Source organism: Ruegeria halocynthiae (assembly GCF_900106805.1).
Classification (GTDB): domain Bacteria; phylum Pseudomonadota; class Alphaproteobacteria; order Rhodobacterales; family Rhodobacteraceae; genus Ruegeria; species Ruegeria halocynthiae.
The window spans coordinates 47,494-73,109 of record NZ_FNNP01000001.1 but is presented as its reverse complement, the minus strand read 5'-3'; the positions used below and the strand labels follow the sequence as shown (position 1 = coordinate 73,109).

Below are 25,616 nucleotides of genomic sequence, written 5' to 3'. Positions count from 1 at the left end.
CACTTTTGGATGTCGACGATCCGGGGCGCTGCCCCGAAACATCTGAGAAAAGATAAAGATCAGGCGGTCGCGAGATGCATTTCGATCTGACTTGCAGCTTTGTCGAGGCGGATCATCGCCTGCGCAATGTCATCCTCGGTCAGGGTGAGCGGCGGCAGCAGCCGGATCACGTTGTCTGCGGCAGGAACGGTGATGACCTCGTTGTCATATCCCGCGTTCACCACGTCGATATTGCTGGCCTTGCATTTCAGACCCAGCATCAGGCCGGCACCGCGGACCTCTTCGAACACCTCGGGGTGCTCAGCAATCAGGCCTTCAAGCTTCTGACGCAGCAGACCGGCCTTGCGGTTGACGCCTTCAAGGAAGGCCGGAGTGGCGACCTGATCGATCACCGCACAACCCACGGCGCAGCCGAGCGGGTTGCCGCCATAGGTCGAACCATGGGTGCCTGCAGTCATGCCGCTGGCAGCATCCTCGGTGGCCAGCACTGCACCCAGCGGGAAGCCACCGCCGATACCTTTGGCGACCATCATAATATCGGGGGTGATTCCTGCCCACTCATGCGCAAACAATCTGCCTGTCCGACCAACGCCGCATTGCACCTCGTCAAGGATCAACAGCAACCCGTTGTCGTCGCAAATCTGGCGCAGGGCCTTGAGTTCCGCGTCGGGGACAGGACGGATGCCGCCTTCGCCCTGCACCGGTTCGATCAGGATCGCCGCCGTCTTATCGGTGATGGCATTGGTAACACCGTCAAGGTCTCCGAACATGAGATGCACGAAACCGGACAACAGCGGGCCGAAGCCTTTGGTCATTTTCTCGGACCCGGCAGCGGCGATTCCGGCGGAAGACCGGCCATGAAAAGAGCCATCAAAGGTGATGATCTCAACCCGCTCGGGCTGACCTTTGTCATAGAAATACTTGCGGGCCATTTTCACGGCCAGCTCGCAGGATTCGGTGCCCGAGTTGGTGAAGAACACTGTGTCCGCAAAGGTGTGTTCCACAAGCTTATCAGCCAGCGCCTGCTGCTGCGGGATATTGTAGAGGTTTGAGACATGCCAAAGCGCGTGCGCCTGTTCCGTCAGAGCAGCCACCAGCGCCGGGTGCGCGTGGCCCAATGCGTTCACCGCGATCCCCGCGCCGAGGTCCAGAAAACGTCGGCCATCCGCCTCGGTCAGCCAGGCGCCTTCGCCCTTCACGAAAGTCAGGGGCGCACGGTTATAGGTCGGCAGAACGGACGGGATCATCGGATCATCCTTTTCGAAAGATTAGGCCTCGTGAGTGAAACACGAAGTGCGGGTTCGTCAACTGATTTGGTGGGATTTGCGCCGATTTGCACAGCGCGATGGATCAAACGGGCCGGTTACGCGGTCAGGCGTCGGCGTCGAAGGCGCAGGGTATGTGCGTGTTTGATCATGCTTTGCCGTATAGCGGCACATGTCGCATCTGAAAAGACCGAATATGAACAGGGGTGAAATTTCGTTCTGATCGCTGCCACTTGCGCATTTCACGCTTGCTATTCCCTGCCCGCTGCCGCACCGCTGAGCCATGTTCATTGCCAAGCCCCATAACCCGCCGCTGGCTGCGTTGCTGATCTTTGTCGCAAGCGCGTTTCTGGCAGCCACCACCCTGCTGGCCAAAGCGCTGGGCACCGACGCGCTGGGGCCGCCACTACATCCGATGCAGATCAGCCACGGGCGGTTTCTGTTTGCCTTTCTGGTGATTGTAAGCGCGGTCGGCATCCTGCGCCCGCGCCTGCGCCGCCCCCATTGGGGGCTTCACATCGGCCGGACAAGTTTCGGATGGCTGGGGATTACGCTGATGTTCGCCTCGGTTGCGTTCATCCCCATGGCGGACGCGACGGCAATTTCCTTTCTAAATCCGGTGTTTGCGATGGTCCTTGCGATCCCGTTGCTGAAAGAGGGCGTCGGACCTTGGCGATGGCTGGCCGCCGCTGTCGCGCTGATCGGAGCATTGATCCTGTTGCGGCCAACGCCCGATAGCTTTCAGCCCGCCGCATTGCTTGCCCTGAGCGCAGCCGTAGTGATCGGATTGGAGCTGATTTTCATCAAAAAGCTTTCAGGCCGAGAGAGTCCGATCCAGATACTGCTGGTCAACAATGCAATGGGGCTGACCATCGCCTCGGTCGCGGTAAGCTTTGTGTTCCAGATGCCAACCCACACGCAATGGGCCGCATTGGCGGGGATCGGAGTGCTGATGGCCTGCGCACAAGCCTGTTTCGTCAACGGAATGGCGCGGGCGGATGCTTCGTTTGTGGCACCGATCAGCTATGCAACACTGATCTTTGCAGCGTTCTACGACTTTGCGGTATTCGATGTGATCCCGGATCGTGTCAGTCTGATCGGCTCGGCGATCATCTTGACGGGTGGGCTGATTCTGGTCTGGCGCGAGGCCCGAACAAGGAAAGCACAGTAGCGGACCAAAACCCTACTGGCTGGTGATCTTCACATTCTCGATCTGCGTCTCGGTGGAGCGCATCCACTGTGCGATCTTGTGAGGGTGGATAGGGTCGAGAGTGTTCACGACGTACTGGCCGGGCTGCGCATCCGGGCGGGATCTTCGTAGATCGTCAACCGCCACCTCTCGCTGGGCGTTTCGCATCACTTCAACCGCCTTCAGAACCTGCGCAAGCTGAACCGTTCCATCTTCTTTCACCTGCGCCCAGAACTCATACTCCGGGCCATACTCGGCCTCGGCAGCGCGCACGTACGAGGCTTCGATGTCCTGAATCGCGGCCTTGAGGGGAACTCCTTGTTCTTTCGCCAGGGCCCGTGCCAGCGCCTGCAGGCTTCGGTCGCCCTTCAGAACAAAACCTTCAGCGACTTCAAGAAGATGATTATCGCTCATACCGAAAGCTCGACCGCTGGCTTGCTGTTCTGAATGAGGCGATCGCACAGGCGGTCGATGTGTTTGCGATGGGAATGCATGGCTCGGGCAGGCATCGGGCTGGCTTGTTCGATGAAATGCTCGGGGAACAGGAAGGTCAACTCTTCCACTGCATCGGCATCCAGCATTTTCAGGGCTTCAGGACCAAAATAGAGGGACTCGGTGTAGGCCCGATGTGCCACCACGATTGAATGCTGTTCCAGCGCAAAATGGAAATACTCTACTTCATCGCAGGTATCGACGACTTCGACACCAGGCAACCGCGTCAGCTTTCGGGCCGGAATCAGGGCTTCGAAATCCCCCAGAACCCTCTGCGCCACTTTCGAGCGCACCATCAACCTGTGTTGTGGTGACACCAGAAGATCCGCCTTTGGTATCCCCGGGCCAAGCGCATCCTGACGCACCATAACCGGGCGCATTTTCGGATTGGCCCGCAAACCGGAGCGGCGCAACTTTTTTGAACCGATCCATTGGATCACCTGTGGCTCTCCGTCCAGTGTAATTACCAGGTCCCCGACCTTAAGATCATCTATGTCGACTTCACCTTCGGGTGTAAGGATTTTGGTTCCCGAGGTGAAACAAACCATCAGCGAAATATTATCGAGGATCGTACCCAGACTGTTATTGCTGCCCTGCTCGGTGAATCGCAGGGTATAGGTGCCCTCGTCTCCGAAATCGAAATCGAATTCAACCCTGCTGAAGCTACCCACAGAGGTCGGCGTCACCGTTTGTGTAAATATGACGTTGTTGCTGGAATCCAGCACCTCAACCAACACAGGGTCAGCGGTGATCCCGCCTGTATTTCGCGCGCCCAAATCAAAACTCAGCGTGGCGGATCTGTTGTCCCCCGAGACAGAAAAGCTCTGTTGAACAACTGAAGTAACACCGGCATTACCGTCGAGTTCGATTGCGAGATTGGATGTGTCCCCGCCCGAAAAGTAGAGCGATTCTTGGCCAACTTCGACTTCGGTGCCCGACCATGCGCCATACGAATTTGTGACAATAAACCCACCCGGTGTTCCAGGTGTCTGGAAATCACCACCAACTATAAGTTCCACCGCAGGCATGTGTCAGTCCTTCGATCACTGCACTCGTTAAGAACTCTGGATTATAACCCTGCCAGGGGCAGCGCAATAATTGTTTCAAGCAAGAACGTTAACGTGCCTTTACAGTCTCAGGCCTTGAGCCTGTAGCCCGTTCGCAGCATCTGCCAAGTCACCACGCAAACCAGTACCGTCGCGGCGCCACAGATCGCCAATCCCAGCAACGGGGCGCTGTCGGATACACCGATCATGCCGTAACGCAGCCCGTCGATCAGATAGAATACCGGGTTTACATGGCTTATTCGGTTCAGCAGCGGCGGCAGCGCCTCGACCGAGTAGAACGTGCCGGACAGGAACGCCAGCGGAGTCACGATGAAGTTTGTGATGGCCGCCATCTGGTCGAACTTGTTGGCGAATATCCCGGCCAGCAGGCCCAGCGCCCCCAAGAACGCGCCCCCCATGATCACAAACACCAGCGCAACCAAAGGGTTCTGAGGCACAAGGCCCAATACCAGCGCCAGGGCCACAGCGACCACCAGGGCGATCAGGATTCCCCGGACGATGCCACCGGCCAAATAGCCCATCAGGATTTCCAGCGGTGACAGCGGCGGCATCAGCGTGTCCACGATATTGCCCTGCACCTTGGCGATGATCATCGAGGACGACGTGTTGGCAAAGGCATTCTGAATCACCGTCATCATCATGATGCCCGGGGCCAGAAACGTCAGGAACGGCACGCCCATCACATCCGGCCGGCTTGGGCCGATGGCAATGTTGAAGATCAGCAGGAACAGGCCTGCGGTCACCAGAGGGGCCAGCAAGGTCTGAGTCCACACAGCCAGAAAGCGTAGTGTCTCGCGCTGCGCCAGCGTATAGAGGCCCATCCAATTCACCGCGCCAAAGCGGCGCGCGTCCTGATCCAAGAGATTCTGCATGTCTGTCCCATACCTGATTCGAAGACCGCTTGTAACTCGGGCCGCAGTGATTAAAATAGGGGGCTGAGACGATTTCCCAAGGCGGCCCGAATCCGGGGCCGCTTTCCGCTTTTGAAAGGCAAATGATGTCCTGGACTGACGAGCGTGTAGAGCTGCTGAAAAAGATGTGGGGCGAGGGCCAGTCGGCCAGTCAGATCGCCAAGGAACTGGGCGGTGTCACCCGCAACGCGGTGATCGGCAAGGTGCACCGTCTGGGCCTGTCGAACCGCGCCACCGGTGCCAGCTCGGCCAAGGCCGAGCCGAAGGAAAAGCCAGCCCCCGCGCCCAAGGCCGCGGCCAAGCCCAAACCTGCGCCTAAAACCGAACCGGCGCGGCCTGCGCCTGCTCCGGCGGCAAAACCCGCCATCCCTGCCCGCCGTCAGATCATTCCGGCCGGCCAGCCTCTGCCGCCGCAACCTTCGGCCAATGAGATCAGCCCCGAGGCGCTAGCCAAGGTCAACGAGATCGAGAAGAAGGCCAAGAAGCTGACGCTGATGGAACTGACCGAGAAAACCTGCAAATGGCCCGTGGGCGACCCTGCGACCGAGGATTTCTGGTTCTGCGGCCTGCCGGTTGAGGCGGGTAAGCCGTACTGCGAGGCGCATGTGGGCGTGGCGTTCCAGCCGATGAGCTCGCGCCGAGATCGTCGGCGGTAAGGCACTTCTCCGACCAGCACTGCGTCCGCGAAGTGCGGGCGGCTTGGTTCGAAGGTCTGTCCACGCATAAGGGAATCCTAATGTGATCTGGAATCTTCTGACGCAACCGACCGGAACCTATCCGGTCGAAATAGATCTGCTGAACGGTGATTGGGACAAGAACCAGCTAGAGGATATGTCGGTTGATATCGGCCGAAAACCACTCACGCGCGCTGACTTTTTTCAGTCTGGGCGGCGTATGAGGACGGATTTTTTGCCGACCATAGCAAAACGTAGCGGAGCTGGAACACAGCCGATAGAAGACTATAAGGATGTCCGTTTGGCTCAGATTTGCTCTGGCGCGTTTCGTGAATTGGTTGAGCAGTTTGATCCAGGAGTTCATCAGTTTGAAGCGTTGGAAATACTGGATCGCAACGGCCAGCCAGAGAAGCGCGATTTTTTTTGGTTTTTTCCAGGCGTTAGGCTTCATGCATTGGACCCAGACCGTGTCATTCCTCCTTTGAGTGGTCCAGGTTATTACGATCAAACAATCCCGCCTGCTGATTGGCATTTTGTTTTCCAACAAGCCATTGTGAGTTCACATGATGTATTTTGCACCGCTGAAGTCTTTAACTTGATCTTTGTTTCTGACCGACTAAAGCAAGCGATTGAGATTGCAGGTTTCTCAGGCATTAGATTCGCCGGTCCCTACGACCTGTCCTGAGCTCACTGCGCCGGATGCGACGGCAAGTCCGGCATCGGCACCCAGCCGGGCAACTCGTCCGGCGCGATTGAGACGTGCAGACGCTCGGACCTGTCCCGCCCGACCTTCCGATGCTTGCGCAGCAGGAAAATCTTGCCCCAACCGCGCCAAGTACCCACCGAACGAGCATGTGGATCAGCGGGGAAGCGATCGCGCCAGCCTTCAGGTAATGGCAGGCCGTGCAGTTCAGCCTTATCCAGCATCCAGATCAGGGAGATGTTGCTGAGGGCGCGCGCCTCCTCGAACCCATTGAGCTGACCGCCCACATCGCCATGGGTGCCACGGAACCAGACCTGCTCGACATGGCCCTTGAATTCAGGCGTACATTTCCACAGCACCGGCTCGAACACTTCGCGGGTCTCGTCCAGCGCCATGGCATGATAGCCGTGGCGGGTGGCGGGGCCAAGCTGGTGGCTGTGAAACGCGTGGCGTTCCTCGGCCCAGCGCCAGAGCAGCGGCAGGCGCAGGCCCAGTGCTTTGACCGTATCCCAGACACCTACCATTTCGATGGCGACATCCTCATGACAAAACGCCTGCCGGAACTCAGCCGCTGCCTTGCCATTCGCAGTACATTCATAGTGGCGATAGGCTTGTTTGATGTTGCGGACGGTGGCGTGTTCGGCCTTGAGCAGCCCGATCGCATCAATCACGCCCGCAAGGCTGCGCACCCCGTAGGCGCCGCGCGAATAGCCGATGAAGAAGATCTTGTCGCCGGGCTTGTAGCGCGAGGCGAGGTAGCCATAAGCGCGACGAATCTGCCGGTTGATGCCCCGGCCCATCATCACATCCATGGTGGACTTCCAGCTTTCCCACTGCACACCTGCTTCGTAGAAAACCGAAACCTTGCTGCCCATTTCGCAACACAGTTGCAGAGTCTGGCCTGCGTGGGTTTCCCGGCCTTTTTCGAGCGTCGACATTGTACCATCAAGAATTATGACATGGCTGATCGGTTCGCGGTGGCGCGTCTCGGCCGAGTGCTCGGACCGTAAGGGCCGTCCGAGCCATCCCAGTACCTTTCTACTCAGCCGCGACAGAACCATGCGTCAACAATTCCCATACTTTGTGAGGTGTGAACGGCATATCGGCCTGCCACACCCCGTGATCCCAGAGCGCATCCTGTACCGTGCTTGCCACTGCGGCCAGTGCGCCCACTGAGCCAGCCTCGCCGCAGCCTTTCATCCCCATCGGATTGGCGACTGAAGGAACCGGCGCTGAGGTAAATTCAATCATGGGTATCCCGGCGGCGCGGGGCAAGGCGTAATCTATGAACGATGCCGTGAGCAGTTGCCCCTCGGCATCATGTGCGACGTGTTCGCCAAGGGCCTGACCTATGCCTGGCACCATCTCGCCATGCACCTGTCCTTCGGCCAGCATGAGGTTGATAAGATTACCGAAATCATCGGCCTCCGAATAGCGCTGAATCCATGTTTCGCCGCTGTAAGAAACGATAACGACTTTGGCAACATGTGCGCCATTGGGATGGCTGCGCGCCTCGATCCTGGCGCGGGCCACCTCGGCGGTATTGGTCAGCGTGGGGGCTTGGTTGTGCCCCGCAGCGCAGCAGGTTTCATGGTCGAAGGTCACATCGATTTCCTCAACACCGATCATATCCGCAAGATAGGGCGTGATTACGGCAATCATCGTATCAACCATTACCAGCGTGGCATTGCCTCACGCCGCGACAGAGCGTGACCTGCCGGTCCCCTGCGTCAGCCTGTCAGTGCCGCCCTGAACCACGTTAATCAGATGTGCGGGAATGCCCGCCTGATCGGACAGAAACTGTGCATAGGCTGCTTCACGCCCCTGCCCCCGGATCGGGCTGTTTTCGGCATCCAGTGCACGGGCTCTTTCACGAAGCACACGCGATTCTTTGCCAGCATGTTGCGCTCAGACGTGGCACCCTAGCTTCTGTCGCGGTTTGCGATCGTAGTGGCAGCCATCACCGTATCTAACCCGAAGGTCAATTCATCCAACGCCATGACCAGATACACTCTCGTCAACGGCGCGTGAGTCTTCAAGGCCCAGCGCAGTTATCGTAGCAGGCACTACAGGGTTGCAAAAAAGCAGTGCGAACCGGACATTATCCAGCACATCATCATCCATGTACTGTCCCTGTCTGATCAGAAACCGTTGATCCTCGGTCCGTTTGATCGGGTGGCTTGTTCCAAGCTTTTCCGCGAGATGATCCATTGGATGGTATCAGGGGCGATGATTGGGCTGCTCTTGTTCATTGTCCAGATCATATGCAGGCCCTTCCCCTTCTCTCATGCATTCGTTATTGCAGGCGCTGACCCTCAATTTGTTGACGCAGGACGCATCCCATGGCGATGGAAAAGACCTTCAACGCGGCCGAGGCCGAGGCCCGCATTTACGAGGCCTGGGAACAGGCCGGAGCCTTCAAGGCAGGCGCGAACCGTTCGCGCGACGAAAGCTTTACCATCATGATCCCGCCGCCCAACGTGACGGGCGCTTTGCATGTGGGCCATGCATTCAACAACACGCTGCAGGATATTCTTATCCGCTGGCACCGGATGCGCGGGTTCGACACGCTGTGGCAGCCCGGACAGGACCATGCGGGCATCGCGACGCAGATGCAGGTGGAAAAAATGCTGGCCGCCACCCAACAGCCTAGCCGAAACGAACTGGGACGTGAGGCGTTTCTGGACAAAGTCTGGGAATGGAAGGGCGAATACGGCGGCACCATCATTGAGCAGTTGAAGCGTCTGGGCTCGTCCTGTGACTGGTCGCGCAACGCCTTTACTATGGCAGGCGCGCCACGCGACCCGCGCACGGGCCACGAAAATTCTGCGAATTTTCACGACGCGGTGATCAAGGTCTTCGTTGATATGTACGAAAAGGGCCTGATCTATCGCGGCAAGCGACTGGTCAACTGGGACCCGCATTTTGAAACCGCGATCTCGGACCTTGAGGTCGAGAATATCGAAGTCGCAGGCCACATGTGGCACTTCAAGTATCCGCTGGCGGGCGGTGATACATATACTTACGTCGAGAAGGACGAGGATGGGAACATCGTCCTTGAGGAAGAACGTGATTATATCTCGATCGCCACGACTCGCCCCGAGACCATGCTGGGCGACGGCGCGGTCGCGGTTCATCCGTCGGATGAACGTTATGCGTCAATTGTCGGGAAACTCTGTGAAATCCCGGTTGGACCAAAAGAGCATCGCCGCCAGATTCCGATCATCACAGATGACTATCCCGACCCCGATTTCGGCTCGGGCGCGGTGAAGATCACCGGCGCGCATGATTTCAACGACAATATGGTGGCCAAGCGCGGCGGTATTCCGATGTATCGCCTGATGGACACCAAAGGCGCGATGCGGGCTGATGGTGCGCCCTACGCTGATGAGGCAGGCAAGGCGCAGGAATACGCGCGTGGGCGTGAGTTCACCGAGAACGAGATCGACGCCATCAATCTGGTCCCCGATCACCTGCGCGGCCTCGACCGGTTTGAGGCGCGGGCGAAGGTGGTGGAAGAAATCACTGCCGATGGGTTGGCCGTCATGACCCGCGCCGACAATCCGATTCTGGGCACCAAGCTGGGCGAAGATGACGATCCGGCGGCGTTGGTGCCGCTGGTCGAGAGCAAACCGATCATGCAGCCCTTTGGCGACCGCTCGAAAGTCGTGATCGAACCGATGTTCACCGACCAGTGGTTCGTCGACGCCGAAAAGGTCGTCGGTCCCGCGTTGGATGCGGTCAAAGACGGCACCGTCAAGATCATCCCCGAGTCGGGTGAAAAGACCTATTATCACTGGCTGGAAAACATCGAGCCCTGGTGTATCTCGCGCCAGCTGTGGTGGGGACATCAGATTCCGGTTTGGTATGGTCTCGATCTGTCGGCCGAAAACTTCAAAGATGACGAGAACGATGGCGACCTTGATCTGGTCGAATTGGGTCGTTTGCTGAACCAAGGCGGTATGCTGCACCGTGGCAATGTCATGGAATGCGCGGCGAGCCTGGAAGCCGTCACTGAAAAATTCCTCGACGACAACGCAAACATTCCCAGCCCGCTGAGCCACGCGACGGTCATCGAAGTCGCCGACAAACAGGAAGCGATCCATCAATTCGCTGAAAGCCTTGCTCAGTACGCAATCGAACAAGACCCGACCAAGCTGGTCTACCCAGTCTGGCGCGACCCCGACGTGCTCGACACGTGGTTCTCCTCGGGCCTCTGGCCCATCGGCACGCTGGGCTGGCCCGATCAAACCGAGGAGCTGGAGCGCTACTTCCCCACCGACGTTCTGATCACCGGTGCGGATATTTTATTCTTCTGGGTCGCCCGGATGATGATGATGCAACTGGCCGTGGTGAATGAAATCCCGTTCCATACCGTCTACCTGCACACCCTCGTCCGTGACGAGAAGGGCAAGAAGATGTCCAAGACCACCGGCAATGTCATCGACCCGCTGGAAATCGTGGACGAATTCGGCGCCGACGCGCTGCGGTTTACCAACGCCTCGATGGCGGCGATTGGCGGCGTGCTGAAGCTGTCGCGCGAACGCATCACCGGTTATCGCAACTTCGGCACCAAGCTTTGGAACGCCGTCCGCTTTGCCGAGATGAACGAGGTCTTTACCGACGCCGTTCCGCGCGCTGACGTGGCCGATCTGAATCCCAAGGCCGCCGTGAACCGCTGGATCATCGGCGAAACTGCCCGTGTACGGGAAGAGGTCGACGCGGCGCTGGAAAGCTATCGTTTCAACGATGCGGCGAACGGGCTTTATGCGTTTGTCTGGGGCAAGGTTTGCGACTGGTATGTGGAACTGTCGAAACCGCTGCTGCAAGGCGATGACGCCGAGGCACAGGCCGAAACCCGCGCCACAATGCGCTGGGTTCTGGATCAGTGCATGGTCCTGCTGCACCCGATCATGCCGTTTGTGACCGAAGAGCTGTGGGGACTGACCGGCACGCGTCCCAAGATGGTCGTCCACGCCGATTGGCCAACTTACACCGCCGCTGACCTGATCGACGCGGATGCGGACCGTGAGATGAACTGGGTGATCTCGGTGATCGAAAACACCCGCTCGGCTCGTGCGCAAATGCGGGTTCCGGCTGGTCTTTATGTGCCGATGCTGGTGACTGAGATCGACGCCAACGGACAGGCCGCATGGGACCGCAACGAGGCGCTGATCAAGCGTCTGGCGCGGATCGATAGCCTGACATCGGCGGATGAGTTGCCCAAGGGCACCATCTCGATCGCCGCTCCGGGCGCGTCCTTTGGTCTGCCGCTGGCGGATATCATCGATATCGGCGCCGAAAAGGAACGGCTGGAGAAGGCAATGGGCAAGCTGGCCAAAGAGCTGGGCGGGCTGCGCGGACGGCTGAACAACCCCAAATTCGTGGCCTCGGCCCCGGAAGAGGTTGTTGCAGAAGCCAAAGCCAACCTTGCTGCCCGAGAGGAAGAAGAGGCCAAGCTGAACGAGGCCCTTGCCCGCCTGGCTGAAATCGCCTGATCTTCATCTTTTCTCAACTATTCAAAGTCTCAAACCCCGTCGCTCACCCGGCGGGATTTTCGGTTCGTGCCCGGGATTTCGCCCTGTTCACCGCCGCTTGCGATTGCTAGCAAGTGCGCAAGGCAAAGGCGGAGAACAGGATGACACGTGCAATTCCCCCGATGCAGACCGTTTCAACCGGGCTGGTGGTGGCAATCGTCGGGTTTTTCAGTTCGTTCCCGATTGTGTTGCAGGGTCTGAACGCAATGGGAGCCTCGGCGCAGGAAGCGGCTTCGGGATTGATGAGCGCCGCGATCGCCATGGGGCTTGCCGCCATCGTGCTAAGTCTGCTCCACAAGCTACCGATCAGCGTTGCCTGGTCCACGCCGGGCGTCGCGCTGCTGGCTGTTTCTGCCGCTCCGGTCGAGGGGTTTTCAGGCGCAATCGGCGCGTTCCTGTGCGCCGGAGCCCTGACCGTTCTGGCGGGACTATGGAAACCGCTTGGTCGATTGGCGGCAGCGATCCCCATTACACTGGCGCAAGCGATGCTGGCAGGAGTTCTCTTGCCGCTGTGTCTTGTGCCCTTCAAGGCGGCGGTCGAGATTCCATGGCAGGCGCTGCCGGTGATCCTGACATGGTTCGTTGCGGGTCGCTTCAATCGGTTGGTCGCCGTCCCGGCAGCCGTGGTAGCAGCAGCTATAATTGTATCGCTGAACGCCGGCGATGCCCAATTGATGCCGGATCGTCTGATTGCTGCTCCGGTCTGGACCATGCCCACATTCTCGGTCGCGTCTGCCATCGGGATCGGTGTACCGCTTTTTATCGTGACGATGGCAACACAGAACATCCCCGGCGTCGCGGTGATGCGCAGCTTTGGCTTCGATCCTGTTCCCGGTCGGTTGTTCTCATCCGTCGGAGGCGCAAGCATGCTCTCGGCCCCTTTCGGTGCGCCTGCGACCTGTCTGGCTGCGATCACCGCCGCGATGTGTTCCAATGAGGACAGCCACCCCGACCCGGCGCAGCGCTACTGGTCCGCCGTCATGGGCGGCGTGTTCTATTGCCTGTTCGGAGTCTTTGCGGTGGCCATCACAAGTTTCGCGGCCCATGCCAATCCTTTGCTGATGGGAACCCTGGCCGGTGTTGCGCTGATCGGGGTAATGGCCAATTCCTTGCACGCTGCGCTGGACGTCCCTGCCGAACGCGAGGCGGCCATCTTGACGTTGGTCATCACCGCCTCTGGCATCACGGTCTTTGGATTGGGTGCGGCGGTCTGGGGGCTATTGGCGGGTGGTATCGTGTATGTTGTGACAAACAAGGTGCGGTGAACCCATTCGCAGGGCCAGCACAGGCGGTATGATACCCATATGTTCGGATCGCTCGCAAAACTGGTGGAACGCCAGATCAAAAAGGCGCAGGCCGAGGGCCAGTTGCAGGGGCTTGAAGGCGAAGGTGCGCCGCTGCCCGACCGCTCGTCCGAGGCGCAAAGCGATCCTGCCATTGCCGCAGGGCATCGGATCATGGCGCAGGCCGGGGTTCTGCCGGAAGAATTCAATATCAAGAAACAACTGGACGCGGCGCGCAAGGATTACGCTGTTCCGACTGATCCCGAGGAACGCAAGGCGTCAATGTCCCGCATCGCCGATCTGGAGATGCGATACAATATGGCCCGCGACGCGCGGCGCAGTTTTATGCGGTGATCACTTGAACTCGGGCTTTCGCCCCTGCATCTGCGCCATGACAACTTCCATCTGATCCGGTTTTCCAATCAGGTCCACCTGCTCTGAAGATTCAGCCAGAAGTACTTGGGCGCGGTCTCGGGTTACGGCCACATCGATCAGACGTTTGGCGGCGCGTATGGCCGAGGGACTTTTGCCAGCGATGTCTTCGGCCAGTGCCAATGCCTCGGTCAGCGGGTCATCAGAGAGTTTCGTGACCAGCCCCCAATCTGCCGCCTGCGGCGCAGCAATGGGGCGTGCGGTATAGGTCAGCAGGCGCAACACATCCGAGCGGACAAGTTCGGGCAACAGAACCATGCCGCCCATGTCGGGGATGATGCCCCATTTCATCTCCATCACCGCCAATTTCGCCTCGGGGTGGGCGATGCGGATATCGGCGCCCAGCGCGATTTGCAGCCCACCGCCATAGGCCACACCCTGAATGGCACAGATTACCGGAACCGGGACACGCCGCCAGATCAGGGCAAGCTCCTGCATCTCATTGGCATCCTCGTGGCTGCGGGTCATCAGCCATTCGGTCGGGTCTTTGTGGGCCATGCTGGCAAAGCTGGCCATATCGAGCCCGGCGCAAAAGCCTTTGCCCTCACCCGACAGAACCACAGCGCGGATATCGGCGGCGGCGACCTCCTGCCCGGCAGCAAGGATCGCCTTGATCATCGCATCGTCCAAAGCATTCATCTTGTCACCACGGGTCAGCGTAACATGGGCGATGTGGTTCTTATATTCTATGGAAACGCGAGACATTGGCACCTCCGGAAATCAGCGTTGCGTCAACCATGCCAGCAAGATGCGAGTAGTGCCACTGCGACGTCAGGGCAAATCAGCGATGGGCATCCGGCCAAACCACGGCGAATCCAGCGTCATTACATAGAACTGGTCGCCAACGACCCGACCGGCCGTAGTAATTCCCAACCGCCCATCCGGATCCTGCAGAGTGCGCAGGATGTTGCCGTCGCCGTCAAACTGCACCATCATGCCGCGATGGATGGGGGCGGGGCGCACCATGGGACCCAGCCGCCAGATCACCTTGCGCAGAAACGGATAGGGCATCAGCTTTTCCGCAGGCACGCGCGGGCTGGCGAAGGCCATCCAATAAGTCCCGTCGCCCTGCGCCTTGATGTTGTCGGGATAGCCCGGCAGGTTGTCCAGCAGAACTTCCTGCACTCCGGCCTTCGGCCCAGTCAGCCAGAGCCTGTGGACCCGCGCCCGTCCGGTTTCGGCGATCAGTATGAAATCCTCTTCGGGTGACAGGGCGATCCCGTTGGCAAAAACAAATCCAGTAGCGATTTTCTCAGCTCCGCTTTCCGGCGAATAGCGTGCGACATAACCGGTCGGGGACTGCTCCCAGATGGTCAGAACCGAGGTGGGTTTGGTGCCGCCCATCGTCTCAGGGTCGAACCGGTCCGAAGAGTTCGAGAAATAAACTGTGCCGTCGCGCGCTACATCCAGATTATTGGCATAGATTACGGGTGCGCCTTCGATTTCGGACACCAGTGTTTCCAGCGCCCCCGGGCCAGTCCAGCGCATCAGTCCGCGAAAGCTGTCAGCGATATACAGCGCACCGTCCGGCCCTGTCTGCAGGCCAAGCGGGCGCCCGCCCAACTGGTCGACCTGAATCGGTTGAGCTCCGTCAATCCGATAGAGAATGCCGGACATGCTGGTGGTGTAGACCGTACCGTCGGGCAGAATGGCGATATCTTCCGGGCCGGACTGATCATCCGGCAAATTGGTAAGTTCCAGCTTATCCAACACGGAATTCTCAGCAAAATCACCGATGAAACCCTGCGATTCCGGTGGTGAATAGGCGACCGGATCAACCGGGACGGGCCAGAACAGAAGATAAGCAAGACCGACCAAGACAAGACCCAGAAAATAGCGCATGACACCTCTCAACCCGGTTGTCGGCAGACTGGCCGTGATCGCCATGGTATGCAAGGCTTGCCGTGTGCCCGAGGTTTCGCTTATCTGCCATCATGACCGATCCTCGTTACACTCCGCTTGCGCAATCCCTGCCTGCAACCGTGCCGTTCGTCGGCCCCGAAACCCAGGAACGCCAACGCGGCGCGCCTTTTGCCGCGCGTTTGGGGGCGAATGAGAGCGTGTTCGGGCCTTCTCCGCGTGCAGTCGAAGCGATGCAGCGGGCGGCGGGTGACGTCTGGATGTACGGCGACCCCGAAAGCCATGATTTGCGCCATGCGCTAGCCGTGCACCACGCGGTCGCACCCGAAAATATCGTAGTGGGCGAAGGCATCGACGGGCTCTTGGGCTATCTGGTGCGGCTGCTGGTCGGTTCCGGGGATACAGTTGTAACATCGGATGGGGCCTATCCTACCTTCAACTACCACGTGGCCGGGTTTGGAGGCATTTTGCACACGGTTCCCTACCGCGACGATCACGAAGACCCCGCAGCCTTGTTTGCCAAAGCCGCAGAGGTGAATGCCAAGCTGGTATATCTGGCCAATCCCGACAACCCGATGGGTAGTTGGCATTCAGGGCACGACATCGTTGCGGCGATGGATGCCCTGCCCGAGGGTTGCCTGCTGGTTCTGGACGAGGCCTATGTGGAATGCGCGCCGGAAGGGACTGCGGCACCCGTAGCAGCGGATGATCCGCGACTGGTTCGGATGCGGACATTTTCCAAGGGGTATGGCATGGCCGGGGCCAGAGTCGGCTATGCGATTGGTGCCCCGGACCTGATCCTGGCCTTCAACAAGGTGCGCAACCATTTCGGTATGAACCGGGTCGCACAGGCCGGTGCACTGGCCGCATTGAAGGATCAGGAATGGCTGGCACTGGTGCAGCAGCGGATCATTGAGGCGCGCGCCCGGATCAACAGGACTGCACGCGAGAATGGATTGATCCCCCTGCCCTCGGCCAGTAATTTCGTGACCATTGATTGCGGACGCGACGGCGCGTTCGCCAAGGCCGTTCTGGGCTCGCTGGTTGAACAGGGCGTGTTTGTGAGGATGCCGTTTGCCACCCCGCAAAACCGGTGTGTCCGGGTAAGTTGTGGGGGAGAGGTGGAGATGGCAGCCTTTGAGGCCGCTTTGCCCAAGGCTTTGGCAAAGGCGAGGGCCGTTTAGGGGGCTGTCTGCCCCCCATCGCGCCAAAGCGCGATTCCCCCCGAAGGTATTTTTTGCCAGATGAAGCGGCGGATCTGGATCAGGTGATCAGAGTCGCGGCGGCGGCTTCCAGCGCACCACGGCCACGGGGGATGTCGAGAGCGGCCATGGCTGTTTCGACGCCGCCCAGCATGGCCATGACCATCTGCGCATTGACGTGGCCCATGTGGCCCAGGCGGAAACAGCTGTCCCAGTCCTCCATCCCCAGACCAATGCCAAGGGTCAGGCCGAGCTGAGATTCGGTGAATTGACGCAGGGGAGTGCCGCGGCCTTCGGTCAGACGCAAGGCTGTGACGGCATGGCTTCGGTGGGCGCGATCGGCAACGTTGAATTGGAGCGCCTGACCTTCTGACCAGACCTCGCACGCAGCCCAGATGGCATTGGCAAGGCATTCATGGCGCGCCCAGACATGCTCGATCCCTTCAGCGTGGATCAGGTCCAGCGCAGCGCGCAGGCCGTAAAGGTGGTGGGTCGGCGCAGTGCCGTTGAAATACTGATAGAACAGTTCGGGGTTGGCGCGCGGCTGCCAATCCCAGTATTGCGAGCCCCGGGGCATCGTTGCGCGTTTGGCCTGCGCTTTTTCGTTGAAGAAGACAAAGCCCATCCCCGCCGGGGTCATCAGCCCTTTCTGGCAGGCAGTGACCGTAACGTCGACGCCCCATGCATCCATCTCGAACCGATCGCAGCCAAGTGAGGCGATGCAATCAGCCATCAAAAGCGCGGGGTGATCCAGATCATCGAGCAGCGCGCGCAGAGCCGGAACATCGTTTCTGATCGAAGTGGAGGTGTCCACATGAACGGCGAGGATAGCCTTGATTCTGTGGCTTGTATCGGCGCGCAAAGTGTCTGCGATACGCTCGATATCCCAAGGTGAGGACATGCCAAAGTCGATCACTTCGACCTTTGCACCGATCCCTTCGGCCATCTCCGCCCAGCCATGGGTGAAGCGGCCCGACGCTGGCGCCAGAACCGTTTCACCGGGGGCGATAACGTTGGACAGGGCGGCCTCCCATGTGCCGTGACCGTTGGCGATGTAAATGGCGACACTGTGGTCGGTGCGCGCCACGCGACGCAGGTCCTGCAGCAGCGCAGGCATCATCTCGATCAACTCACCGTCATAGATGTTGGGCGACGGGCGATGCATCGCCTGCAGCACCGCATCCGGCATCACCGAGGGGCCGGGAATGGCCAGATACTCGCGTCCCTGCGCAAGTGATAGTTGGTTTGTCATGAGGGCAACCTGTTTGAATTGAGGCCTACCCTAGCGTCTTGCCCTGCGGCGTCAATCCATCAGGCTGGCGGCCTCACGGGCGAGTGTTTCGATCCCGGACCAATCGCCGTTTTGCACCATCTGCTTGGGCGCGACCCAGCTGCCACCGGCGCAGATCACATTCGAGAGCGACAGATAATCGCGCGCGTTTGTTGGCGACACACCACCCGTGGGACAGAAGGTGATCTGAGGCAAGGGCGCGCCGATGGCTTTCAGGGCGGGTGCGCCGCCCGAGGCCTCGGCAGGGAAGAACTTCAGCATGTCATAGCCCTTTTCAAGCAAGGCCATCGCTTCGCTGGCAGTTGCAGCGCCGGGCAGCAGAGGCAGGTTTTCAGCCTCGCAGGCGGCGATCAGCGCGTCAGTCGCGCCGGGAGAGACGCCAAACTGTGCGCCCGCCGCTTTGGCTGCGCGGACATCTTCGGGAGTGACCAGCGTACCAGCGCCGACAACACCGCCGGGGACCTCGGCCATAGCGCGGATAGCGTCCAGCGCGGCGGGTGTGCGCAGGGTGACTTCCAGCGCCGGAAGACCACCGGCGACCAGAGCTTCGGCCAGCGGGCGGGCCTGCGAGGCGTCATCGACAACCAGAACCGGAACGATGGGGGCCAGCGCGCAAATCTCGCGGGTGCGTTGGGATTCAGACATAGGCTTACACTCCGAAAATACTGGCGCCGGTGTCCGCTGAACCGACATTCTGGCGGAACGCACCGAAGAGGTCTCGGCCGACGCCGTGTTGATTTGCCGTCAGGTCAGTGGTGACCGGAGAGCGGTCGAGAACACCGGATGTGAGGATTTCGAGCTCGCCTTTGACCGCATCGACGCGCAGCAGGTCTCCATCCTTAAGATATGCGATGGGGCCGCCGTCAAGCGCCTCGGGGCAGATATGGATGGCAGCGGGAACCTTACCTGACGCACCGGACATGCGGCCATCAGTTACCAGTGCAACCTTCTGACCCCTGCCTTGCAGGATCGAGAGGATCGGCGTCAGCGAATGCAGTTCGGGCATACCATTGGCCTTGGGGCCCTGGAAGCGGACGACAACGATGACGTCATCCGTGAACTCTCCGGCCTTAAATGCCGCTTTCACATCGCCCTGATCGTGGAATACACGAACTGGGGCTTCGACCACCTGATGCTCGGGTGCGACGGCTGAGACCTTCATGACGCCAGTGCCCAGATTACCGGACAGACGCGACAGACCACCGGTGGGTTGGAACGGGTTTTTGGCGGGGCGCACGATCTTTTCGTTCAGGCTGCGGCCAGCGCCTTTTTCCCAGACCAATTCACCATTTTTCAGCTTGGGTTCTTTAGTATAGTTGTGCAGGCCCTGCCCCGCGACGGTCAGCGTATCAGGGTGCAGCAGACCTTCGTCCAGCAGTGTACCAATAGCAAAGCCCAAGCCGCCTGCGGCGTGGAAATGGTTCACATCGGCCAGTCCGTTGGGATAGACCCGCGCGACTAACGGGACCACGGCGGAGATGTCAGAAAAATCCTGCCAATCCAGCACGATACCACCTGCGCGTGCCATGGCGATGAGGTGGATCAGCAGATTGGTAGAGCCGCCCGTGGCCATCAGGCCGACGATACCGTTGACGAAGGCGCGTTCGTCCAACACCTGACAGACCGGAGTGTAATGATTGCCCAACGCGCTGAGCGACAGAGCACGGCGCGCGCCCTCTTCAGTCAGCGCGTCACGCAGGGGCGTGTTGGGGTTGACAAAACTTGAGCCCGGAAGGTGCAGACCCATGAACTCCATCAGCATCTGGTTGGTGTTGGCGGTGCCGTAGAAGGTGCAGGTACCGGGGCCGTGATAGGCGGCCATCTCCGCCTTCATCAGCTCTTCGCGACCGACTTCTCCTGCTACGAATTTCTGGCGGATCTTGGCTTTCTCGTCATTCGGCAGGCCGCTGGTCATGGGACCGGCGGGCAGGAACACAGCGGGCAAATGACCAAAGGCCTGAGCGCCGATGATCAGACCGGGCACGATCTTGTCACAAACGCCAAGGAACACGGCGGCATCATAGGTGTTGTGGCTGAGCGCCACGCCGGTGGCCAGCGCGATCACGTCGCGCGAGAACAAAGAAAGCTCCATCCCCGCCTCGCCTTGCGTAACCCCGTCACACATGGCGGGAACACCGCCCGCAACCTGAGCAGTACCGCCTGCAGTACGGATCGCCTGACGGATCAGTTCGGGATAGCGTTCGAATGGTTGGTGGGCGGACAGCATATCATTGTAGGCGGTAACAATCCCGAGGTTCCCGGCAGTCCCGGTTGCCATGTATTGCTGATCTTCACCCGCCCCCGCATAGGCATGGGCCTGACCGCTGCAGGACAAATGCGCGCGGGCGGGACCTTTGGAGCGGGCCTGCTCCATCCGCTCCAGATGCGGTCCGCGCAGATCGGCGCTGCGGTCGATGATACGTTGGGTTACGTTGGTGATCTCTGAATGAACCATGATTAACCTCCGATCTGGCGCCAGCGGCGGCCATCGCGATGCATCAGCATCAGGGCTTCTTCGGGGCCTGAGCTGCCCTGATCGTATTTCGCGGGCCGGTCGCCGCGCTCTTCCCAACCGTGAATAATGGGATCGACCCAGGCCCAGGCGGCCTCGGCCTCATCCCCGCGCATGAACAGGGTCTGGTCGCCGCGGATCACATCCATGATCAGGCGTTCATAAGCATCCGGAGATTGTGAATCGTCACCCAGCGCATCAGCAAAGCTCATATCCAGCGCAACATCGGAAAGGCGGAAACCACCTTGTCCGGGCTCTTTTATCGTGGTGCGCAGGGTGATGCCTTCGTCCGGTTGCAGGCGTATCACCAGCACGTTGCCGTGCAACGGGCCGACATTGGGAAAGATCGTATGGGGCGGGTCGCGGAAGAACACGGCGATTTCGGATTCGCGGGCGCGCAGGCGCTTACCCGTGCGCAGATAGAACGGCACCCCGGCCCAGCGCCAATTGCCAATATGGGCCTTTAGCGCAATGAAGCTTTCGGTGCGGCTGGCGGGGTTGCCAACGTGATCGAGATACCCGTCACCACCCTTGTCGGTGCGGTACTGGCCGCGGGCGATATCAGTTGATGCAATGGGTTCTAGTGCTTCTATCACTTTTACCTTTTCATCGCGCACTGCATTGGGGGCAAATTTGGAAGGCGGTTCCATTGCGGTCAGGCAGAGCAGTTGCACCAGATGGTTTTGGATCATGTCCCGTATCGCACCGGACTGATCATAATAGGCGCCGCGCCCCTCGACGCCCACGGTCTCGGCAACGGTGATCTGAACATGATCGATATGGGTGGCGTTCCACAGCGGCTCGAACAGAGAATTGGCAAAGCGCAGCGCCATCAGGTTCTGCACGGTTTCCTTGCCCAGATAGTGATCGATCCGATAGATTTGATGTTCTTCGAAACAGGCGCGCAGACCTTCGTTCAGCGCCTTGGCCGAGGCCAGATCATGGCCGAATGGTTTTTCGACAACGATACGGCTGTCCGGCGTGGCGAGCCCATGATCGTTCAGCCGTTGCGCTATGCCCGAGAATAGGCTCGGTCCGACAGACAGGTAAAAGGCGCGCACAACGTCAGGGCGCAGCGCTTTGGCCAAATCGGACCAGCCCGCATCACCCAGCGCATCAACCGGCACATATTCTATACGGGACAGAAAGCGATTCAGCGTGTCTTTCTTGAATTGCGGCGCGAACTTCTGCATCGAGGCGCGCAGTTGGTCGCGAAACCCGTCGCTGTCCATGTCAGAGCGCGCCGTGCCAATAATCCGAGCGTCGTCCGGCATCTGACCCATTTCGAAACGGTGATAGAGCCCGGGCAGGATTTTGCGCTGCGCCAAATCACCGGTCGCACCGAACAGCACGAGGTCGAATGGGGCCACCGGAATTACGCGTGAGACCATGGCGAGGCTCCTTGTCGGGGTCCCCGCCGGTTTAGCAGGGTGTAACCCGGATTTGTAATATAAAGGCTGCGCGATAAGTGTTATCGCTAACATTCATCGTGTGGATAAGAAAGTTGGATGTAAAAATCAAGACCGGAATCGAGAACAATCATGCGCGCGGACCATCACGACAAGCAATTCCCCCAAACCGGGCCGGACCTTAAGAGAGCGGCGCAAGCGGTTTCTTTGACAGTTTCAGGGGTCGGCGCTCAGGTCTGTGTTCGCAGCCAATCCATCACGGCCGGGCGTACGGACTGTTCGCCGCGATGACGGGCATCAGCGATGATCTTGCGCACCTCCTGAAGGTTCGACCTCAGCAATAGGCTTTTGACTGGTCCGATCGAGGCCGGACGCATCGAAAGCGAGCGGATACCCATGGCGGCAAGGCACAGCGCCTCAACCGGGCGACCAGCATCTTCACCACAGAAGCTGAGCGGTGTGTCCGAGATCGCGCACCGTTCCACGATACGTTCGATGAAACTCAGAAAGCTGACATTCAGCGTGTCATATCGACGGCGCACCAGTTCATTCTCGCGGTCGGCAGCGAAGAAGAACTGTTTCAGGTCATTGCCCCCGATCGAGATAAAGCCCACCTCGTCAAAGAATTTTTGCGGCGCAAAACCCAGCGAGGGCGTTTCCAGCATCGCGCCAACTTCAAGCGTTTCAGGCAGGACATGGCCTAACCGCCGTTCACGTTCGATGGTTTTCTTGACTTCCCAGCGCGCTTCGCGGAATTCATCCGCCTGCGCGACAAAGGGGAACATGACGGTCAGCGGGCGACCCTCAGCGGCGCGGATCAATGCCTGCAACTGCATCCGCATAACGCCGCGTTTGTCCAGACCAACGCGGATCGCCCGCCAACCCAACGCCGGGTTCGGCTCTTCCACGTGTTTCATGTAGGGCAGAACCTTGTCTGACCCGATGTCCAGCGTCCGGAACACCACGCGTTTTTCGCCCGCTGCGTCCAGTACCCGCTTGTATTGCGTCACAAGCTCGGATCGTTTCGGCATCTTGTTACGGATCAGGAATTGCAGTTCGGTGCGGAAAAGCCCCACACCCTCAGCGCCCGAGTTGTGCAGCGATGGCAGATCGGCCATCAGACCCGCGTTCATGACCATGTTTATGCGCGCGCCATCTTGCGTGACTGTGGGCGTTTCACGGATCGAGGCGTAGCGTTCCTGCGCCTTGGCCTCCATCGCTATCTTGTCGCGAAATGCGCTGACAACGGTGTCTTCGGGGCGCAGATGCACGACCCCATTATCGCCATCGACCAGAATGTGGTCGCCGTTCAGCGCTTCGGTGGTGATCCGGCCCACATGCACCACCAACGGGATCGCCAATGCGCGCGCCACGATGGTGGCATGGCTACCGACCGAGCCCTCTTCCAGTATGATACCTTTGATCGAGCGACCGTATTCAAGCAGATCACCGGGGCCAATATTGCGCGCAACCAAAATCGGATCGGGTGGCAGGTCGGCCCCATTGCCATTCCCCTGACCGGTCAGAATTCGCAGCAGCCGATTGCTGAGGTCATCCAGATCGGCCAGCCGTTCGCGTAAGTACGGATCGGTGACCTGCCCCATCCGCGCGCGCGCCTGAGACTGTTCTTTTTCGACCGCCGCCTCGGCGCTGAGGCCCAGAGCGATGTCTTCCTCCATCCGGCGCATCCAACCCTTGGAGTTGGCAAACATCCGGTAGGCTTCCAGAACCTGAAGCTGCTCTTTGTCACCGCCTTGTGAAATCTCGAGCATCTTGTCGACACCGACGCGCAGCTCTTCAACCGCTTCATTCAGCCGCTCACGCTCGCGATGCGGGTCTTCGGCAATTGGATTGGTGACGACGACGCGGGGCTCGTGCAACCAGACATGACCTTCGGCAGATCCTTCCTGCGCCGGACCACCCGTCAGCTGCACAGATTGCTGGTGCAAAGGCGACAGGGCCGCCCCTTCGCCCACGAACGCCCCAAGTTCGGCCATTTCGGCCAGCACCATGGCGACAACTTCCAGCGCATAGACCTCATCTGCAGAAAATTCGCGCGCCTCGCGGGATTGCACCACGAGAACGCCCAGCTTTTCCCCCAGACGCTGCACCGGCACACCCAGGAACGACGAATACCGTTCCTCGCCGGTTTCCGGCATATAGCGAAAGCCTTTGGCCGAAGGCGCATCAGCGGTGTTGACCACCTTACCGTATTTGGCGACGCGGCCCACAAGACCCTCGCCCATACGCATCCGGGTTTGGTGCACGGCTTCGGGTGACAGACCTTCGGTGGCACAAAGCTCAAGCGTCTCTTCATCCCGAAACAGATAGATCGAGCACACCTCGCGCCCTGTACTGTCCGCAATCAGATGCGTGATCCGGTCAAGACGTTCCTGACCGGCGGCTTCGCTTGCCATTTCCTCGCGCAGCCGCCCCAGCAGCTTACGGGATTCTGTTTCCGTGCCTTCTGCCATGGCCCACCCACGTTACGGTTTCAGACGGGACACGTGGCTGAATGCTCAGGCCGCCTTGTCCAGCTCAAACGCATCATGCAGTGCCTGAACCGCAAGTTCCATGTATTTCCTGTCGATCAGGACGGAAATTTTAATCTCGGAAGTTGTAATGACCTTGATGTTGATACCCTCATCCGAGAGAATCTTGAACATCTTGGCCGCAACACCGGATTGCGAACGCATACCGATGCCCACAACCGAAACCTTGCAAACGTCTTCGTCGGCAACCAGTTCGGCATAGTTCAGTTCACCCTGCTCTTTGATCGCAAGCAGCGCCTTTTCTGCGCGGGTGACCTGATTGGTAGGGCACGAGAAGGTCATATCCGTGCGACCTTCGTCCGAGATGTTCTGGACGATCATGTCGACATTGACGCCTTCATCGCTGAGCGCGGTAAAGATGATCGAGGCGATGCCGGGTCGGTCCGCCACCGAAACAACAGTCATCTTGGCTTCGTCGCGGGAATAGGCCACACCGGCCACAACATTGGATTCCATGATATCCTCCTCATGGCAGACCAGAGTACCGGCCTCGTCGGATTGTTCCTCAAAGCTTGAGAGAACGCGCAGTTTCACTTTGTAGCGCATCGCCAGCTCGACCGAGCGGGTCTGCAGCACCTTTGCCCCCAAAGATGCCAGTTCGAGCATTTCCTCGAACGAAATTCTGTTCAGCTTGCGCGCCTTTTTACAGATGCGCGGGTCAGTGGTATAGACGCCATCCACATCCGTATAAATGTCGCAGCGCTCGGCCTCGAACGCCGCGGCGAAAGCCACCGCCGTAGTATCCGATCCACCGCGACCCAGTGTGGTAATGCGTCCTTCGGGGCTGATGCCCTGAAAACCCGCGACAACCGCAACGCGCATCCCTTCGCCAAATTTCTGAGTGATATTCTCAGGCGGGATGTCTTCAATCCGGGCAGCAGAATGCGCGCCATTGGTGATCAAAGGTACTTGCCAGCCTTGCCAACTGCGTGCGGGGATGTCCATTTCCTGCAAGGTCAGCGCCATCAGACCGGCAGTGACATTCTCACCCGATGAGACAACCGCATCGTATTCGCGGGCGTCATAAAGCGGAGAGGTTTCATCAACCCAACCGACCAGCTCGTTGGTCTTACCCGACATGGCCGAGACGATGACGATGACGTCATAGCCCTTTGCGACCTCGACTCCGACTCGCTTGGCAGCTCGGCGGATGCGGTCCAGATTGGCGACCGACGTGCCGCCGAATTTCATCACGAGTACGGGCATGAGGCCAAAGTCTCCGCGCCTTGAATTTCTG

21 protein-coding genes and 1 pseudogene are annotated in these 25,616 nt (G+C 59.4%); 7 read left to right on the top strand and 15 right to left on the bottom strand.

Annotated elements, in window-relative coordinates:
* Positions 1–59 precede the first annotated feature (59 nt).
* A complete protein-coding gene (locus BLU89_RS00360; RefSeq protein WP_074733540.1) occupies positions 60–1,247 on the bottom strand; it encodes an aspartate aminotransferase family protein in 1,188 nt (395 codons plus the stop codon).
* A 301-nt stretch (positions 1,248–1,548) separates the two neighbouring features.
* Between BLU89_RS00360 and BLU89_RS00355 the strand changes: the two genes are divergently transcribed.
* A complete protein-coding gene (locus BLU89_RS00355) occupies positions 1,549–2,436 on the top strand; it encodes a DMT family transporter (RefSeq protein WP_074733538.1) in 888 nt (295 codons plus the stop codon).
* A gap of 12 nt (positions 2,437–2,448) precedes the next feature.
* Here the strand turns inward: BLU89_RS00355 and BLU89_RS00350 are convergent, their stop codons facing one another.
* The 3 genes from BLU89_RS00350 to BLU89_RS00340 all read right to left on the bottom strand — a co-directional run bounded on the left by BLU89_RS00350 (position 2,449) and on the right by BLU89_RS00340 (position 4,885).
* Complete coding sequence (locus BLU89_RS00350; RefSeq protein ID WP_074733536.1) at positions 2,449–2,868, bottom strand: NusA N-terminal domain-containing protein; 420 nt, start codon at positions 2,866–2,868, stop codon at positions 2,449–2,451.
* The gene (locus tag BLU89_RS21060) at positions 2,865–3,974 is read right to left on the bottom strand and encodes a Hint domain-containing protein (protein WP_083347655.1); all 1,110 of its coding nucleotides are present in this window, start codon (positions 3,972–3,974) and stop codon (positions 2,865–2,867) included. The genes BLU89_RS00350 and BLU89_RS21060 overlap by 4 nt, the downstream gene beginning before the upstream one ends.
* A 107-nt stretch (positions 3,975–4,081) precedes the next feature.
* The gene (locus BLU89_RS00340; protein WP_074733534.1) at positions 4,082–4,885 is read right to left on the bottom strand and encodes an ABC transporter permease; all 804 of its coding nucleotides are present in this window, start codon (positions 4,883–4,885) and stop codon (positions 4,082–4,084) included.
* 125 nt (positions 4,886–5,010) lie between these two features.
* Here BLU89_RS00340 and BLU89_RS00335 point away from each other — a divergent pair, with 125 nt between their 5' ends.
* Together BLU89_RS00335 and BLU89_RS00330 are read left to right on the top strand one after the other, a co-directional pair.
* A complete protein-coding gene (locus BLU89_RS00335) occupies positions 5,011–5,580 on the top strand; it encodes a GcrA family cell cycle regulator (protein WP_074736242.1) in 570 nt (189 codons plus the stop codon).
* 82 nt (positions 5,581–5,662) lie between these two features.
* Complete coding sequence (locus BLU89_RS00330) at positions 5,663–6,283, top strand: imm11 family protein (protein WP_074733532.1); 621 nt, start codon at positions 5,663–5,665, stop codon at positions 6,281–6,283.
* 2 nt (positions 6,284–6,285) lie between these two features.
* Here the strand turns inward: BLU89_RS00330 and BLU89_RS00325 are convergent, their stop codons facing one another.
* The 3 genes and pseudogenes from BLU89_RS00325 to BLU89_RS00315 form a co-directional block, all read right to left on the bottom strand.
* Complete coding sequence (locus BLU89_RS00325) at positions 6,286–7,362, bottom strand: DUF2235 domain-containing protein (protein WP_074733530.1); 1,077 nt, start codon at positions 7,360–7,362, stop codon at positions 6,286–6,288.
* Positions 7,340–8,131 (bottom strand): annotated as a pseudogene (locus tag BLU89_RS00320) (xanthine dehydrogenase family protein molybdopterin-binding subunit); the annotation flags it as partial. The gene BLU89_RS00325 and the pseudogene BLU89_RS00320, both read right to left, overlap by 23 nt.
* A 156-nt stretch (positions 8,132–8,287) precedes the next feature.
* Positions 8,288–8,512, bottom strand: a complete 225-nt coding sequence (locus tag BLU89_RS00315) for a hypothetical protein (protein ID WP_074733528.1) — start codon at positions 8,510–8,512, stop codon at positions 8,288–8,290.
* A gap of 131 nt (positions 8,513–8,643) precedes the next feature.
* Between BLU89_RS00315 and BLU89_RS00310 the strand changes: the two genes are divergently transcribed.
* The 3 genes from BLU89_RS00310 (at position 8,644) to BLU89_RS00300 (ending at position 13,475) form a co-directional block, all read left to right on the top strand.
* Positions 8,644–11,799, top strand: coding sequence for a valine--tRNA ligase (locus BLU89_RS00310; protein WP_143030496.1), 3,156 nt, complete (start codon positions 8,644–8,646; stop codon positions 11,797–11,799).
* Positions 11,800–11,939: 140 nt separating this feature from the next.
* Positions 11,940–13,103, top strand: coding sequence for a benzoate/H(+) symporter BenE family transporter (locus BLU89_RS00305; RefSeq protein ID WP_074733526.1), 1,164 nt, complete (start codon positions 11,940–11,942; stop codon positions 13,101–13,103).
* 39 nt (positions 13,104–13,142) lie between these two features.
* On the top strand, positions 13,143–13,475 hold the full coding sequence (locus BLU89_RS00300; protein ID WP_074733524.1) for a DnaJ family domain-containing protein: 333 nt from the start codon (positions 13,143–13,145) through the stop codon (positions 13,473–13,475).
* Here BLU89_RS00300 and BLU89_RS00295 read toward each other — a convergent pair whose 3' ends face one another.
* A complete protein-coding gene (locus tag BLU89_RS00295; RefSeq protein WP_074733523.1) occupies positions 13,476–14,258 on the bottom strand; it encodes a crotonase/enoyl-CoA hydratase family protein in 783 nt (260 codons plus the stop codon). It abuts the gene before it with no gap.
* Positions 14,259–14,324: 66 nt separating this feature from the next.
* The gene (locus BLU89_RS00290) at positions 14,325–15,395 is read right to left on the bottom strand and encodes an SMP-30/gluconolactonase/LRE family protein (RefSeq protein ID WP_074736238.1); all 1,071 of its coding nucleotides are present in this window, start codon (positions 15,393–15,395) and stop codon (positions 14,325–14,327) included.
* Positions 15,396–15,487: 92 nt separating this feature from the next.
* On the opposite strand from BLU89_RS00290, the gene BLU89_RS00285 reads away from it, so the two are divergent.
* On the top strand, positions 15,488–16,597 hold the full coding sequence (locus BLU89_RS00285; RefSeq protein ID WP_074733521.1) for a pyridoxal phosphate-dependent aminotransferase: 1,110 nt from the start codon (positions 15,488–15,490) through the stop codon (positions 16,595–16,597).
* Positions 16,598–16,676: 79 nt separating this feature from the next.
* Here the strand turns inward: BLU89_RS00285 and BLU89_RS00280 are convergent, their stop codons facing one another.
* The 6 genes from BLU89_RS00280 to BLU89_RS00255 all read right to left on the bottom strand — a co-directional run bounded on the left by BLU89_RS00280 (position 16,677) and on the right by BLU89_RS00255 (position 25,585).
* A complete protein-coding gene (locus BLU89_RS00280; protein WP_074733519.1) occupies positions 16,677–17,867 on the bottom strand; it encodes a pyridoxal-phosphate-dependent aminotransferase family protein in 1,191 nt (396 codons plus the stop codon).
* A 51-nt stretch (positions 17,868–17,918) separates the two neighbouring features.
* The gene (locus BLU89_RS00275) at positions 17,919–18,551 is read right to left on the bottom strand and encodes a bifunctional 4-hydroxy-2-oxoglutarate aldolase/2-dehydro-3-deoxy-phosphogluconate aldolase (protein ID WP_074733517.1); all 633 of its coding nucleotides are present in this window, start codon (positions 18,549–18,551) and stop codon (positions 17,919–17,921) included.
* Between the two features lie 4 nt (positions 18,552–18,555).
* Entirely contained in the window at positions 18,556–20,361 is a 1,806-nt protein-coding gene (gene edd / locus BLU89_RS00270) for a phosphogluconate dehydratase (RefSeq protein WP_176797640.1), read from the bottom strand.
* Between the two features lie 2 nt (positions 20,362–20,363).
* Positions 20,364–21,809, bottom strand: a complete 1,446-nt coding sequence (gene zwf, locus BLU89_RS00265) for a glucose-6-phosphate dehydrogenase (protein ID WP_074733515.1) — start codon at positions 21,807–21,809, stop codon at positions 20,364–20,366.
* Between the two features lie 248 nt (positions 21,810–22,057).
* Positions 22,058–24,301: a phosphoenolpyruvate--protein phosphotransferase gene (ptsP, locus tag BLU89_RS00260; RefSeq protein WP_074733513.1), complete on the bottom strand. Its 2,244-nt coding sequence runs from the start codon at positions 24,299–24,301 to the stop codon at positions 22,058–22,060.
* Between the two features lie 45 nt (positions 24,302–24,346).
* Positions 24,347–25,585, bottom strand: a complete 1,239-nt coding sequence (locus tag BLU89_RS00255) for an aspartate kinase (RefSeq protein ID WP_074733511.1) — start codon at positions 25,583–25,585, stop codon at positions 24,347–24,349.
* Positions 25,586–25,616: the final 31 nt, after the last annotated feature.